At 74.5% G+C, this 14,740-nt stretch carries 13 protein-coding genes; 6 read left to right on the forward strand and 7 right to left on the reverse strand.

Annotated features, from left to right (window positions below):
- Positions 1-51 precede the first annotated feature (51 nt).
- Positions 52-1,698, forward strand: a complete 1,647-nt coding sequence (locus tag ACQFYA_RS07430) for a type 2 periplasmic-binding domain-containing protein (protein WP_499122634.1) — start codon at positions 52-54, stop codon at positions 1,696-1,698.
- A 118-nt stretch (positions 1,699-1,816) separates the two neighbouring features.
- A complete protein-coding gene (locus tag ACQFYA_RS07435) occupies positions 1,817-3,046 on the forward strand; it encodes a glycerate kinase (protein ID WP_499122636.1) in 1,230 nt (409 codons plus the stop codon).
- Between the two features lie 36 nt (positions 3,047-3,082).
- Here the strand turns inward: ACQFYA_RS07435 and ACQFYA_RS07440 are convergent, their stop codons facing one another.
- The 4 genes from ACQFYA_RS07440 to ACQFYA_RS07455 all read right to left on the reverse strand — a co-directional run bounded on the left by ACQFYA_RS07440 (position 3,083) and on the right by ACQFYA_RS07455 (position 6,240).
- Positions 3,083-3,646 (reverse strand): hypothetical protein, encoded by a 564-nt coding sequence (locus tag ACQFYA_RS07440; protein WP_499122637.1) that lies wholly within the window; start codon positions 3,644-3,646, stop codon positions 3,083-3,085.
- Positions 3,643-3,885: an acyl-CoA carboxylase epsilon subunit gene (locus ACQFYA_RS07445; RefSeq protein ID WP_499122639.1), complete on the reverse strand. Its 243-nt coding sequence runs from the start codon at positions 3,883-3,885 to the stop codon at positions 3,643-3,645. Before ACQFYA_RS07445 ends, ACQFYA_RS07440 begins: the two co-directional genes overlap by 4 nt.
- Positions 3,882-4,499: a hypothetical protein gene (locus ACQFYA_RS07450; protein ID WP_499122641.1), complete on the reverse strand. Its 618-nt coding sequence runs from the start codon at positions 4,497-4,499 to the stop codon at positions 3,882-3,884. The genes ACQFYA_RS07445 and ACQFYA_RS07450 overlap by 4 nt, the downstream gene beginning before the upstream one ends.
- Before the next feature lie 79 nt (positions 4,500-4,578).
- Positions 4,579-6,240, reverse strand: coding sequence for an acyl-CoA carboxylase subunit beta (locus tag ACQFYA_RS07455; protein WP_499122642.1), 1,662 nt, complete (start codon positions 6,238-6,240; stop codon positions 4,579-4,581).
- A gap of 79 nt (positions 6,241-6,319) precedes the next feature.
- Here ACQFYA_RS07455 and ACQFYA_RS07460 point away from each other — a divergent pair, with 79 nt between their 5' ends.
- Both ACQFYA_RS07460 and ACQFYA_RS07465 read left to right on the forward strand, forming a co-directional pair.
- On the forward strand, positions 6,320-7,165 hold the full coding sequence (locus tag ACQFYA_RS07460) for a biotin--[acetyl-CoA-carboxylase] ligase (protein WP_499122645.1): 846 nt from the start codon (positions 6,320-6,322) through the stop codon (positions 7,163-7,165).
- Positions 7,166-7,292: 127 nt separating this feature from the next.
- Positions 7,293-8,354 (forward strand): adenylate/guanylate cyclase domain-containing protein, encoded by a 1,062-nt coding sequence (locus ACQFYA_RS07465; protein ID WP_499122648.1) that lies wholly within the window; start codon positions 7,293-7,295, stop codon positions 8,352-8,354.
- 6 nt (positions 8,355-8,360) lie between these two features.
- Here ACQFYA_RS07465 and ACQFYA_RS07470 read toward each other — a convergent pair whose 3' ends face one another.
- Positions 8,361-9,155 (reverse strand): SOS response-associated peptidase, encoded by a 795-nt coding sequence (locus ACQFYA_RS07470; protein WP_499122651.1) that lies wholly within the window; start codon positions 9,153-9,155, stop codon positions 8,361-8,363.
- A 92-nt stretch (positions 9,156-9,247) separates the two neighbouring features.
- On the opposite strand from ACQFYA_RS07470, the gene ACQFYA_RS07475 reads away from it, so the two are divergent.
- Complete coding sequence (locus ACQFYA_RS07475) at positions 9,248-10,477, forward strand: multidrug effflux MFS transporter (RefSeq protein ID WP_499122653.1); 1,230 nt, start codon at positions 9,248-9,250, stop codon at positions 10,475-10,477.
- 4 nt (positions 10,478-10,481) lie between these two features.
- Here the strand turns inward: ACQFYA_RS07475 and ACQFYA_RS07480 are convergent, their stop codons facing one another.
- The gene (locus tag ACQFYA_RS07480) at positions 10,482-11,879 is read right to left on the reverse strand and encodes a permease prefix domain 1-containing protein (protein WP_499122655.1); all 1,398 of its coding nucleotides are present in this window, start codon (positions 11,877-11,879) and stop codon (positions 10,482-10,484) included.
- A complete protein-coding gene (locus tag ACQFYA_RS07485; protein ID WP_499122657.1) occupies positions 11,879-12,250 on the reverse strand; it encodes a PadR family transcriptional regulator in 372 nt (123 codons plus the stop codon). Before ACQFYA_RS07485 ends, ACQFYA_RS07480 begins: the two co-directional genes overlap by 1 nt.
- A 177-nt stretch (positions 12,251-12,427) precedes the next feature.
- Here ACQFYA_RS07485 and ACQFYA_RS07490 point away from each other — a divergent pair, with 177 nt between their 5' ends.
- Positions 12,428-14,728: an esterase-like activity of phytase family protein gene (locus tag ACQFYA_RS07490; protein ID WP_499122658.1), complete on the forward strand. Its 2,301-nt coding sequence runs from the start codon at positions 12,428-12,430 to the stop codon at positions 14,726-14,728.
- Positions 14,729-14,740 lie beyond the last annotated feature (12 nt).

The following is a 14,740-nucleotide window of genomic DNA, read 5'->3' on the forward strand; positions in this document are numbered from 1 at the left end:
CCACCACCTCGAAACACCATCACTCTCGACCTCACTCGACGAGGAGTTGCCATGTCTGAGATCCGAACCATCGGCCAGCAGCCGTCCCGGCGGAACGTGCTGTTCGGTGGCCTGGGGGTGGGCGCGTTCGCCCTCCTCTCGGCCGCCGGCTGCAGCAACGAGGGGCGCGGCGGCGTCACCGTCTCCGCCGCCAAGAACTCGTCCGTGCTGCCGAAGTACATCCCGTACACCGGCGTCCCCATGGACATCAAGGGCGCCGACGGCGTGCCCGACACGATGCTCAAGTACCCGGCGAGCCCGAAGAAGGCGACCAGCGGCCAGCCGGGCGACGGCGAGGACGTCGGCGTCTTCGTGATGACGAACACGCCCACGCCGCCCAAGCTCGAGAAGAACGCGTACTGGCAGGAGCTCAACGAGCGGCTCGGGTTCGGCCTGTCGGTCGCGCTCACGCCGAGCGGCGACTACTCCGACCGCTTCCAGACGACGGTCGCGGGCGACCAGCTCCCCGACATCTTCGCGATGTTCTCCGGGGACATCCCCGGCCTGCCGAGCCTCCTCGAGGAGCGCGCCACCGACCTCACCGAGTACCTCGCGGGCGACGCGGTGGCGAAGTACCCGTTCCTGGCGAACATCCCGACCGAGAGCTGGGAGTCGTGTGTCTTCAACGGGAAGGTCTTCGCGGTGCCGGTGCCGCGCGGCCCGGCGCAGAGCGGCGTGATGTACGCGCGGCAGGACTATTTCGAGTCCGAGGGCATCGACCCGCAGGTCGCCTCCTTCGAGGAGTTCTACGACCTGTGCAAGGACCTCACCGGCGGCAACACCTGGGCGCTCGGCCGCGTCCCGCTGGGGTACATCCGCCAGATGTACGAGATCCCGAACGGCTGGTCGGAGGAGGGCGGCACGCTCACCAGCGCCAACCTGCACGAGCGGCAGCAGGACGCCCTCGAGGCGGCGCGCCGCCTGGTCGCGGACGGCCTCGTCCACCCGGACGGCGTCACGGCGACGCAGCCGCAGCGCAAGACCTGGCTGGTGAACGGCACGGTCCGCTTCCTCGACGACACGTTCAGCGCCTGGCCGGACTTCTCCAACTACCCGCTCGGGGAGGGCTTCCAGCTCGCCGTGGTGCCGCCGCCGCTCGCGGAGGGCGGCGGCACCGCGGGCATCCACCTGGGACCGCAGGTCCAGAACATCACGTCGATCAGCGCGAAGTCGGCGGACCGGGTCGAGGCGCTGCTCGACGTGATCAACTACCTCGCCGCGCCGTTCGGCACCGAGGAGCACATGTTCAAGACGTACGGCATCGAGGGCGTGCACTACGAGCTGGACGGCACCGACCCGGTGCCGACCGAGAAGGGGCGCACCGAGGTGCAGCTCGGGCTCAAGTACGTGGTCGAGGGGCCGTGGGTGAACTTCCAGGCCGGCGACCCGAGCGTGGCGCAGGCCGAGCACGACGCCCAGGCCGCCGTCGTGCCCACGGCGGTGAAGAACCCCGTGTCGGGCCTGTTCAGCGACACGGCCAGCCGCAAGGGCGGCCAGATCGGCGAGAAGCTGGGGGCGGTGGAGACGGACATCCTCGCCGGGCGACAGAAGGTCACCGCCTGGCAGCCCGCCGCCGAGGCCTGGGCCAAGGGCGGCGGCGACAAGATCCGCGACGAGTTCGAGAAGGCGCTCGCCGACCGGAAGAAGACGCAGGGCTGACGGGGGAACCGGCCGGGGGACTGGAGCTGCCCCCGGCCCGGGGGTGACGCGCGAGGGGCGCGGGCGGTCGCGAGACGCCCGCGCCCCTCGTCGTGGTGAGCCGCTAGCCTCGACCCTCGTGCACGAGGACGTGAAGAACACCACCGCCGCCGCCGACGCCACGCCGGACCACGCCCGGGCAGGAGGGCGCGACCGGCCGCTGCGCGTCGTGGTCGCGCCCGACTCGTTCAAGGGCAGCGCCACCGCGACGCAGGTGGCCCACGCGCTCGCCGCCGGCGCCCGGGCCGCCCTGGGCGACGACGCGCACGTCCGCGCGGTGCCGTTCGCCGACGGCGGCGAGGGGACGCTCGACGCGATCCTCGGGGCGTGGGGCCAGGCCCCGCGCTCCTGCCCCACGACCGACGCCCTCGGCCGCCCGACGACGGCCCGGTTCGGCGTGTCGCCCGACGGTCGCACCCTCGCGGTGGAGGCCGCGGAGGCCTACGGCCTGCCGAAGGTCGCGGACGTGCCGCTGCAGCCGCTCGCCGCGACGAGCCACGGGGTCGGCACGGTGGTGCTCGCGGCGCTGGACGCCGCGCCCGACGCCGAGGAGGTCGTGCTCTTCGTGGGCGGCTCGGCGACCACCGACGGCGGCGCGGGCCTGCTCGCAGCGCTCGGCGCGGGGCTGGTCGACGCGGCGGGCACGCCGGTGCCGCCGGGCGGCGGTGGCCTGCGCGCCCTGGCGGGGGTCGACCTGACCGGGCTCGACGCCCGCGCCCGCGCGCTGCGGTGGCGCATCGCCTGCGACGTCGACAACCCGTTGCTCGGCCCGCGCGGGGCGGCCGCCGTCTTCGCGCCGCAGAAGGGCGCGACGCCGCAGGACGTCGCCGCGCTCGAGGAGGGCCTCGCGCACCTGGCCGACGCGCTCTCCGGGGCGACCGGTCACGACGCGCGCGACCTGCCGGGCGCGGGCGCGTCCGGGGGGCTGCCGGTCGGGCTGTCCGCCGCGCTGGGCGCCGAGCTGGTGCCCGGCGGCGAGCTCGTCGCCGAGGCGGTGGGGCTGCCCGCCGCGCTGGCGGACGCCGACCTCGTGCTCACCGGCGAGGGGCGGCTCGACGAGCAGTCGCTGCACGGCAAGGTCGTCGACACCGTGGTGCGGCTCGTGGGGGGCCGCGCGGCGGTCGTCGTGGTGGCGGGGGGAGTGGAGCTCACGCCCACCCAGGCGGCCGACGCCGGGATCGCGGCCGCGTTCTCGATCGCGCCGGGCCCCCGCTCGCTCGCGGAGCTCTCCCGGGACGCGGTGACCGAGCTGGAGCGCACGGCCGCGCACGCCTGCCGGCTGTTCGCCGCGGGGCGCGCCGCGCGCTGACCCGGTCGCCCGGAGGCGCCGGCCGCGAGGACGGGCTCAGCGGCCCCGGGCGCGCTTGCGCACGGCGTCGGCCCAGTCGCGGTGGTAGCGGACCACGACCGACTCGGTGCCGGGCGCCCACCAGACGGCCACCGGGTCGCCGTCGCGCGGCGGCAGCGACTCGTCGTCGCGCAGCATGAGCGAGAAGGACCGCATGTCCGTGCCGTCGTCGGTCGGGTAGGACACGACGCCGCTGACCAGCAGGCCCGAGCTGGTGCCGCGCTCGCGCACCGTGACCGAGCCGGTCGTGGAGCGCGGGCCGGCGGCGAAGGCCTCGGCGTCGCGCCCCTCGGCGGTCCGTCGCTGGTCGTCGCGGTAGCGCACCAGAGCGGCCACGGCGGTGACCATGAGCCCCGCGAGCATGCCCATGAACAGCCAGAGCTCGAGCTCCCCGGACGGGTCGTCGATGGTGCGTCGCAGCACGTAGAGGGCCGCCGTGACCACCAGGGCGGGGGCCCACAGCCAGCGCCGCAGCCACCCGGGCCGCGGCGGGGCGGGGAGCTCGTCGAGCGGGGCCTCCACGCCGTCGGCGCTGTCCACCTGCTGCCAGGCGACGCTCACGAGTGCAGGCTCCAGCGCCACGCGTCGGCGTGGTGGCGACCCCAGCGGCCGCCGAAGCTCTTCGCGGTGACGCCGGCACCGTTGCCGCGCACCGTGCGGGCGTGGTTGGTCCACTCGTCGACCGGCGCCTCGTCGTCCGGCAGCCCTGTCGCGGAGGCCACGGCGGCGAGCCCGGCGACCAGCGCGGCGACCTCGACGTCGTCGGGCCGGCCGCGCACCACCCGCACCGAGGCGCTCATCGCGCGCCTCCCTGCGGGTCGTCGCCGTCCTCGTCGTCCAGTCGGTCCGCCTGGTCGTCCGCCTGGTCGTCCACCTGGTCGTCCAGCTCGTCGTCGAGGTCGTCGTCGCCGAACTCCACGGCGGCGCCGCGCGACGTGGCCCACTCGGCCACCTCGTACCCGCCGTCGAAGAGCCGCTGCGCGACGTCGCCGCCGGCCTCGTCGAGCAGCTCCACGACCCCGTCCAGGGTGCCCGGCGCCCCCGGCGCGGGGTCGGCCACGACGAACCCGAGGTAGAACACCTCGGCCGGCACCGCGCCCTCGGGGGCGTCGTGCGCGTGCTCCGGCTCCTCGCCGTCGCCCTCCCACACCGAGCTCGTGAGGTCGGGGTGCATGCCCAGGCCGTCGTGCAGCGCGTCGAAGACGGCGGCGTTGAGCTGGCCCACCCTGTTCTCCAGCGCGAGCACCCGCGGGTCCTCGTCGGCCTCGGCCGCACCGAACTCGGCGCGCACCCCGACCGCGGTCTGCACGTACTCGTGCAGCGCGGCCGCGAGCGCGTCGACGGCGCTGTGCATCGGCTCCGGGTCGACCGACCCCAGCGGGGCCGGTCCGTGCGTGGCGTCCTCGTGGCTCATGCGTTCATTCTCCCCGGTCTCGGTGGTCTCGACACGCGCGCCCGGCGCCGGCGGTCGCCGCGCGGGGTCGCAGGAGGTGTCACAGGGGGATGTTGCCGTGCTTCTTGGGCGGCAGGCTCGCGCGCTTGGTGCGCAGGGCACGCAGCGCGCGCACCACCTGCACGCGCGTCTCCGAGGGGCGGATGACGGCGTCCACGTAGCCGCGCTCGGCGGCGTCCCACGGGTTGACGATCGCGTCCTCGTACTCCGCGACGAGCCGCGCGCGCTCCGCCTCGACGTCGCCCCCGGTCTCCGCGACCTCCTTGAGCGCCGACCGCTGCAGGATGTTCACCGCGCCGGACGCGCCCATCACCGCGACCTGCGCCGTCGGCCAGGCGAGGTTGACGTCGGCGCCCAGCTGCTTGGAGCCCATGACGATGTACGCGCCGCCGTACGCCTTGCGCGTGATGACCGTGACGAGCGGGACGGTCGCCTCGGCGTACGCGTAGATGAGCTTGGCGCCGCGGCGGATGATGCCCTGGTGCTCCTGGCCGACGCCGGGCAGGAAGCCCGGCACGTCGACGAAGGTGAGCACGGGCAGGTTGAACGCGTCGCAGGTGCGCACGAACCGGGCGGCCTTCTCGGCGGCGTCGATGTCGAGCGTGCCCGCCATGGACAGCGGCTGGTTGGCGATGATGCCCACCGACTGGCCCTCCACGTGGCCGAAGCCGATCAGCACGTTCTGCGCGAAGAGCGGCTGCACCTCGAGGAACGAGTCGGGGTCGAGGACCGTCTCGACCACCGCGCGCATGTCGTAGGGCTGGTTGTCGCTGTCGGGGACGATGACGTCGAGCGCCTCGTCGTCGGGCGTGACCTCCAGCGGCGTCTCGTCCTCGGGCGGGAACGACGGGGCGTCGCCGAGGTTGTTCTGCGGCAGGTAGCCCACGAGGTGGCGGGCGTAGTCGATCGCGTCGTCCTCGTCCGCGCCCAGGTAGTGCGCCACGCCCGACGTCGCGTTGTGGGTGCGGCCGCCACCCAGGGTCTCGAAGTCGACGTCCTCGCCGGTGACGGTGCGGATCACGTCCGGGCCGGTGATGAACATGTTCGACGTGCCGTCGGCCATGACGATGAAGTCGGTGAGGGCGGGCGAGTAGACCGCGCCGCCCGCGCTGGGACCGAGGATGAGCGAGATCTGCGGGACCACGCCCGAGGCCGCGACGTTGCGGCGGAACATCTCCGCGAACTGGGTGAGCGCGGCCACGCCCTCCTGGATGCGCGCGCCGCCGCCGTCGGAGATCCCGATGATCGGCACGCCGGTGCGCAGCGCGAGGTCCTGCACCTTGGCGATCTTCTGGCCGTGCACCTCGCCGAGCGAGCCGCCGAAGACGGTGAAGTCCTGGCTGAACACGCACACCTGGCGCCCGTCGATCGTGCCGTGGCCGGTCACCACGCCGTCGCCCGCGACGCGGCGCTTGTCGAGGCCGAAGTTGCGGCTGCGGTGCATGGCCAGGGCATCGAGCTCGACGAAGCTGCCCTCGTCCAGCAGCGCCTCGATGCGCTCGCGCGCGGTCTTCTTGCCGCGGGGGTGCTGCCGCGCCTTGGCCTTCTCCTCGGCGTCGGCGACGGCCTCGGCCCGCCGGCGGTCCAGGTCGGCGAGCTTGGCGGCCGTGCCGGGTCGTGCCGCGGCGGGCTCCTGGGCAGCGTCCTGGGCGGTGGTGGCGTCGTTCACCCGACCGACCCTAGTTGGTGGGTTGCCACGCATCGATGCGCGACAGGCTGCGACCCGCCCGGATTGTTTGGAGGGACCCCACAAACGGGCCGCCGTGCGGGACCATCGAGGGGTGACCCGCGACCCGCTGGACGTCCCCGCCCTGCGCCGCGACCTGCTCGCGCCGCACGGCCCCCTCGCGCGCCTCGACGTCGTCGAGGTCTCCCCGTCGACCAACACCGAGCTGTCCGACGCCGTCCGCGCGGACCCCGCCGCGTGGCCGGCGCCCGCCGCGCTCGTCGCCGAGCACCAGGCCGCCGGCCGCGGCCGCGCGGGGCGGGCGTGGCAGACCCCGCCGCGGGCCGCGCTCACCGTCTCCGTGCTGCTGCGCCCGCGGCTGGCGCCCCCGCAGCTCGGCTGGCTGCCCCTGCTCGCCGGGCTCGCGGTGGTGCGGGCGCTCGGCGCCGCGGGGGTGGAGGGCGCGGCGCTGAAATGGCCCAACGACGTGCTCCTGCCCGCCCCGGACGACGCGCCCGGCCTGGGCCGGTTCCGCAAGGTGGCGGGGGTGCTGGCGGAGGTCGTGCCGCAGGCCGCGGGGCCCGCCGTCGTCGTCGGGGTCGGGCTGAACGTCGACCAGACGGCGGCGGAGCTGCCCGTCCCGACGGCGACGTCGGTGGCGCTCGCGGGCGCGGACGTCGACCGGGGCACGCTGCTCGGCGGGCTGGCGCGTGAGCTCGTCACCGCCGTCGCCACCCTCGAGGCGGCGGGCGGCGACGCCGCGGCGGCCGGGCTGGACGCCGGGTACGCCGCGGTGTCGGCCACGCTCGGTACGCCGGTGCGGGCGGAGCTCGCCGGCGGGGACGAGGCGGTGGAGGGCGAGGCGGTCCGGGTCGCGGCGGACGGGTCGCTCGTCCTCGCCACGGCCGCGGGCGAGCGCACCGTGACGGCCGGCGACGTGCACCACCTGCGGACGGCCTGACCGTGCTCGACGCCGTGCCCGACGCTCAGCACGGGTAGCGGCTATCGGCCGGCGAGCTCGGCGACCGCGGGAGCGAGCCCGTCGGCCTCCCAGCGGGTGCTCAGCCCGCGCTGGCTACAGTGGGGGCGTGACGAGCGACACCACCACGGGACCGGACCTGCCGACGGACGACGACGCCCGGAGGTCCGGGGACACCGCCGCCCGGCTGGACGAGGAGATCCTCGGCGGCCCGCGGAAGTTCACGCTCTCGGACCTGGTGGAGGGCACCGGCCTGTCGCAGGAGTTCATCGAGAACTACTGGCGGTGGCTCGGCCTGCCCGTGACGCACCCCACGGAGGTGGGGTTCACGGACGCCGACATGCAGGCTCTGCGCGAGATCGGCGAGCTCGTGGACGCCGAGCAGCTGGACGAGCAGGCGCAGATGACGCTCATCCGCTCGCTCGGGCACACCACCGACCGCCTGGCGCTGTGGCAGGTCGAGGCGTTCGTCGAGCACCTGAGCCGCCGCGGGGGCCTGGACGACGTCAGCGCGCGCCTCGCCGCCATCGACCGCCTGCCCGACCTCACCGAGCGGCTGTCCCGCCAGCTCGAGCACGCGTGGCGGCGCCAGCTCGCCGCGCTCACCGGGCGGCTGGCCACCGAGTTCGGCGGCGCCCGCCGCGGCACGCAGGAGGCGCACGACGACGAGCTCCCGCTGCCCCGCGCCGTGGGGTTCGCGGACATCGTGTCGTTCACCAAGCGCACGGCGGGCCTCGGGTCGCAGGAGCTGTCGGAGTTCGTGCAGCTCTTCGAGTCCCGGGCCCGCGACGTCATCACGGAGGCCGGCGGGCGCGTGGTCAAGACCATCGGCGACGCGGTCCTGTTCGTCGCCGACGACGTGACGACGGGCGCGGAGGTGGCGCTGGGCCTGGCCGCCCCGCACGCCACGGAGACGGAGATCCCGGTGCGGGTCGGGTTCGTGTGGGGGCGGGTGCTGTCGCGGTTCGGCGACGTCTTCGGCTCCGACGTGAACCTCGCCTCCCGGATCACCGAGCTCGCCGAGCCCGCCACCGTGCTGGTGGACCCGCACACGGCGTCGCTGCTCGCGTCGTCGTCGCGCTACGCGCTGACGGCGCAGCCCGCGCGGGAGGCGCAGGGCATCGGCGAGATCACGCCGGTGCGGCTGCAGCGCGCGTACACCGGCGCCTGACGCCCCTCAGTCCCGGCCCGCGGTGACCACGTCCGGGTCCCGCGGGTCCGGGTCGGGGTCGATGAGCGACGGTCGGTTGTTCTGCACGGACCCGACGGCGTCGCCCACCGGCCGCGTGGCCATCGGGACCTGCGGACCCGTGACGATGCCCATCGCCTGCTCCGCGCCGACGGCCGGGTCGAGCCACGCGTCCCACGACGCCCGGGGGAGGATCACGGGCATGCGGTCGTGGATGCGCTCGAGGTCGGGCGACGCCGCCGTGGTGATGACGGTCGCGGAGACCAGCCACCGGTCGGGGTCGTCGTCGGCTTTCGTCCGGTCGCGCCAGAACTCGTAGAGGCCCGCGAGCGCCGCGACGCCGCCGTCGTCCGGGTGCAGCCAGTACGGCTGCTTCGGCACCTTGCCCGCGCGCCCGCGCGCGGGCGCCGCCGGCTGCTCGAGCTTGCGCCACTCGTAGTAGCCGTCCGCGGGCAGCAGGCAGCGCCGCACCGCGAGGGGCTTGGCGAAGGCCGACTTGTCGAGCAGCGTCTCGGTGCGCGCGTTGATCATGCGCGCGCCCACGGACGGGTCCTTCGCCCACGACGGGACGAGGCCCCAGCGGGCCAGCCGCAGCGAGCGGGTGATCTCCCCGGTGCTGCCGCCCTCGAGGCGCTTCGGCCGCTCGACGACGATGCGGACGGGGTCGGTGGGGGCGACGTTCCACGACGGGGACAGGAGGCGCGCGTCCTCCGCGATCTCGGCGACGGCGAGGTCGTCGGCGATGTCCTGGGCGTCGCGGAAGGACGCGTAGCGGCCGCACATGGGTCCATCGTGACGCATCCCACCGACAGCCACGGGGCGGGCCGGGGGATTGCCCCTGCACCGGGTCGTAACGATTCGATAGGATGGCGGGCATGCCCGACGCCTCCGCGAGACTTCCGCGCGCCCGCTCTCCGTTCCGTTGGGTCATCATGCTCGGAGCGCTCGCCGCGCTGCCGGCGTTCACCGTCGACATGTACCTGCCGTCGCTGCCCGAGGTGGCGGACGACCTCGGCTCCACCGCCTCGCTCGCGCAGCTCTCGGTGTCCGTGATGCTCATCGGCGGCGCCCTCGGCCAGCTCACCATCGGGCCGCTGTCCGACCGGTTCGGGCGCCGGGCGCCGCTCATGTGGGGCCTCGGGCTGCACGTCGTGACGTCGCTGCTGTGCGCGGTCGCGCCGACCATGACGATCCTCATCGCGCTGCGGCTCATGCAGGGGTTCTTCAACGCCGCCTGCGGCGTCGCCTCCATGGCGGTCGTGCGCGACCGGTTCGTCGGCGCGGAGGCCGCACGCATCCTGTCGCGCCTCATGCTCGTCATCGGCGTGGCGCCGATGCTGGCGCCGACCTTCGGCTCCGCGGTCGCGGCCGCGGCCGGCTGGCGCTGGGTGTTCGGCTTCCTCGCCCTCGCGGGCGTCGCGATGGCGGTCGTCGTGTGGCGGTTCATGCCCGAGACGCTCCCGGCCGCGCGGCGGCAGACCGGCGGTGCGCGCACCGTCTTCGCCGGCTACCGCACCCTCGTCAAGGACAAGCAGTTCATGGCGCTCGCGGTCATCCCCGGCCTCGGGCAGGCCGTGCTCATGAGCTACGTCGTCGGGTCGCCGTTCATCTTCCAGGAGGGCTACGGGCTGAGCCACGGGCAGTTCTCCGTGCTGTTCGCCGTCAACGGCCTCGGGCTGGTGCTGTCCGCGCAGGTGAACGCGGCGCTGGTGCGCCGCGTCGCGCCGATCCGCCTCCTGCGTGCCGCGCTCGCGATCCAGGGCGTCGTCGCGGTCGGCCTGCTGGTCGTCGCGCTCACGGGGGCGGGCGGGCTCCTCGGGCTGCTCGCGATGCTGTGGCTCGTGCTCGCCTTCCAGGGCCTGATCCCCGCGAACGCGTCGGCCATCGCGCTGTCCCGGCACGGCGAGCGTGCCGGGACGGCGGCGGCCGTCATCGGCGCCGTGCAGTCGGGCGTCGCGGGCCTGGTGTCGCCGCTGGTCGGCGTCCTCGGCGGCGACGCCGTCGCGATGTCGTGGGTGATGCTCGGCGCCCTGGCCTGCGCGCTGGCGGTGCTGGCGTTCGCCACCCCCGCCTTCCGGCGCGACGGCTGGGTCAAGCTGGCCTGACGGCTCAGGCGAAGCCGAACAGCGGCCCGAAGGTCAGGACCACCAGCGCGGCCCAGACCGCGTAGACCGGCAGGAAGCGCGTCTGCCAGCGGGTCAGGGCGCCGAACGGCCGCCGGTCGCGCAGGAACCCGAGCAGGAGCCGGCCCGACCGGGCGAGGTGCACCAGCAGCAGGAGGTTCAGGCCCAGCGCCGCCGCCTTGTTGGCGCTGAACCCGAACTCCGCGATCCGGGTGAGCATCGCCGTCAGCGCGACGGCGTCCACGGCGAGCGCCGCGACCACGAGCAGCAGCTGCAGCCCGTCGAACCACCCGGGGCGGGCGAGCGGGTCGCGCGCGGAGACCGAGTAGAGCAGCAGGCACAGCACCAGCACGAGGATCGCGTCCATGAGGATGAGCAGGTCCCGGTCGGCGGCCGTGAGGTCGCCCGCGCCGAGCAGCACGACCAGCGTCACCAGCAGCATCACGGTGGTCAGCGGCGTGAAGACCCGGGTCAGGACCGGCGCGATGTTCTCCACGACGTCCTGCTTCGCCTCCACCAGCCATGCGCCCACGACCACCGCGCCGGGCACGGCGAACGGCATGATCCAGTTCCCCATCGCGTCCTCGATGTCCACCCCGACCAGCGAGAGGGTGGCGCCCGTGAGGCCGAGCAGCACGCCGCCCCCGAGGGCCAGCAGGGTGACGTACACGACCAGCTCACCGGTGAACCGCGCGAAGTCCATCCGCGCGTCCTCGGCCCGCCACCGGCCACCCACGTAGGTCACCCCCACCAGGGCCCACAGCACGACGGGCGCATGCAGCGCGGCGAGCAGCACCGTGGACCCGGTCTCCACGTACGGGTAGACGTTGAGCACCACGGCGAGCAGCGCGTACGGCACCAGCAGCGCGGCCACGACCCGCCACGCGACGCGGCGCTTCCACACGAAGTAGCCCGCGAGGAACGGGGCGGTCAGCAGCGGGAGGTTGCGCAGCAGCACCGAGTCGGCGTCGAACGCCGCGAGCCCGACCTTCGCCGCGATCCCGGCGCCGACAGCGAGCGCGAGGACGACGGCGAGCTCGCGCCACGCGGGCGCCGCGTCCTGCGCGGGGCCGTCCGGGACGAGCACGAGCTGCTTCCAGAGCCGGTCGGAGTGCTCGCGGGCGAACTCGCGGGAGACGGCGTCGAGGTTGCCCATGCGCCGGACGGCCACCAGGAACGCCTCGTCGTCGTCGAGCCCGGTGGCGGCGAGGTCGGTCACCTGCCCGCGCAGGTGGTCCTCCATCTCGTCCACGTCGGCGGCGGAGATGGCACGGCGCCGCTGCACGTACGAGCGCCACTGGTCGATCTGCGCCTCGAGCCGCGCGTGCTCGTCCTGGTGCTCGTGCTCGTCCTGGTGCGCGCTCTCGTGCGCTGACCCGGGCATCAGGCCCACCCCTCGGCCGCGGCGGGGCGGACGACGGGCGTCTGCGCGGCCTGCCACACCTGCTGCAGCACGTCCGCGACGACGGTCCACTGCTGCTGGCGCTCCGCGAGCGCGTCGCGGCCGGCGGACGTCAGCGCGTAGTGCTTGCGGCGCCGGCCCACCTCGGACGTGCCCCACGACGCGACGACCAGCCCGAGGCGCTCGAGCCGGTGCAGCAGGGGGTAGAGCATCCCGTCGGTCCACTGCATGCGGCCGCCGGAGAGGTCGTTCACGCGCTTGAGGATCGCGTAGCCGTAGGACTCGCCGTCGGCGAGGATCCCGAGGACCAGCGGGGTCGCGGAGGCCGCGACCAGGTCTTTGTCGATGTGCACGACCCGTCCCATGTCTAGATCTGCTAGGGGTGTCGAACCTAGCAGATCTAGGCATGACCCGGGAGAGGGCCGGACGGGCGGTCTGCGCCCAGGGGGCACGCGATCGTCATCCAGCGGACGGCCAGGGTTCACCCGGGGTTGGGCCCGCCGTCGCGGCGCGTCGGTGGGATCGGGCGCATGAGACGATCACTGATCCTCCGCGCCGTCGCGGCCGGGACCGCCGCCGCGGTCGTGCTCACCACCGCGGGCGCCGCCGTCGCCGGCGGCCGTGCCGACGACCGGGACGGCCACGAGGGCCGGGACGGCCGCGGTGGCGGGCACGGTTCCGGCACGACCCACCTCGTCCCCACCCTCGAGGGCCGCGCGACGCTGTCCGCGGACTTCCTGGCCGACGGCCCGCCGTCGGGCGCCGCCGCGTCCGCCGCGAACGGCCGCCAGGGCCCGTGGGACGGGCAGGTGATCCCCGGCTTCTCCGCGATGATCGACAACGGGGACGGGACGTTCTGGGCGCAGCCGGACAACGGCTTCGGCAGCCAGGGCAACTCCGCCGACTTCCTGCTGCGCAGCTACCTCGTGCGGCCCGACTGGGACACCGGCCGCCAGGGGAGGGGGTCGGGCGAGATCGAGGTGCTCGACCACGTCTCGTACAACGACGCGAACGGCGTGCTCGACGTCGACATCGTCCAGGAGGACACGGACGAGCGGCTGCTCACCGGGGCGGACTTCGACATCGAGTCCGTGGCGCGCGCCGACGACGGCACGCTGTGGGTGGGCGAGGAGTTCGGGCCGTTCCTGCTGCACTTCGACGCCGAGGGCACGCTGCTGGAGAAGCCGTACCCGCTGCCCGGCGGGCTGCGGTCTCCCCAGAACCCGTACCTGGCCGACGGCGAGACGCCGACGGTCCGTGCCAGCCGGGGCTTCGAGGCGATGGCCCGCTCCGGCCGGTACCTGTACCCCGTGCTCGAGGGCGCCCTCGTCGGCGACACGGACCAGCGCCGCCGCGTGATCCACGAGTTCGACACCCGTCGCGGCCAGTACACGGGCCGCACCTGGGACTACCAGGCCGACCAGGAGGCGAACGTCCTCGGCGACGCCTTCGCCGTCGGGAAGGACTCGTTCTGGATCGTGGAGCGGGACGACTTCGAGGGCCCGGCGTCCGTCACGAAGCGCATCTACGAGATCGACCTGAGCGAGACGGACCGCGAGGGCTCCGGTCGTGGTGGCTTCCTGCGCAAGGAGCTCGTGCTCGACGCCCTGCGCGTGGAGAACCCTGACGGCATCGACGCGGGGGAGGGCTACGGCCTCGGCGAGACCTACGCCCTGCCGGTGCAGTCGTTCGAGACGGTGCTGCGCCTGCGCGACGGGCGGATCCTCATCGGCAACGACAACAACTACCCGGGCAACGCCGCGCGGAACCCCGGGACGCCGGACGACACGGAGATGGTCGTCGTCGACCTGGAGAAGACGCGGACGCGGGACGACGGCGTGACCGTCGTCGGGCACCGCGGTGCGTCCGGTGACCGGCCCGAGCACACCCTCGCCTCCTACGAGCAGGCGATCGCGCAGTGCGCGGACTACATCGAGCCCGACGTCGTGTCGACGAAGGACGGCGTGCTCGTCGCCCGGCACGAGAACGAGATCAGCGGCACGACGGACGTCGCGGACCACCCCGAGCTCGCCGACCGCCGCACCACGAAGACGGTGGACGGCCGCGCGGTGACCGGCTGGTTCACCGAGGACCTCACGCTCGCGGAGCTGCGCACGCTGCGCGCCGTCGAGCGGCTGCCCGAGGTGCGCCCTGGCAACACCGCCTTCGACGGGCTCTACCAGGTGCCGACCCTCGACGAGGTCCTGGACCTGGCGCGGCACTCCGAGACCTGCGACGGCAGGCCCGTCGGGGTGGCCCCCGAGACCAAGCACCCCACGTACTTCGACTCGGTCGGGCTGTCCCTCGAGGAGCCGCTGGTCGCCGAGCTCGAGGCGAACGGCCTGGGCTCGCGGCGGGCACCCGTCGTCGTGCAGTCGTTCGAGACCACGAACCTGCGCGAGCTCGACCGGCTGACCGACGTGCGCCTCGCCCTCAACGTCTCGCCCAGCGGCGCCCCGTACGACCTGGTCGCCGCCGGCGACCCGCGCACCTACGCCGACCTCGTCACCCCGCGCGGGCTGCGTGACGTCGCCCGGTACGCCGACATCGCGAGCCTGGAGAAGAACGTGGTCGTCCCGCGCACCGGGGCCGGCACGCTCGGGGAGCCCAGCGGGGTGGTCCGCGACGCGCACCGCGCCGGCCTCGACGTGTACGCCTGGACGTTCCGCGCCGAGAACCAGTTCCTGCCGGCCGAGCACCGCTCCTCGGCGGACCCGAACGCGCACGGCGACCTGGCGGGGGAGCTCGACGTCTTCCTCGACGCCGGCGTGGACGGCGTCTTCTCCGACCAGCCCGGCCTCGCCGTCGCGGCGATCGCCGCGCGCGACTGACGGACGGGACCG

The organism is Promicromonospora sp. Marseille-Q5078, assembly GCF_050315395.1.
In the GTDB taxonomy this organism is placed as follows: Bacteria; Actinomycetota; Actinomycetes; order Actinomycetales; family Cellulomonadaceae; genus Isoptericola.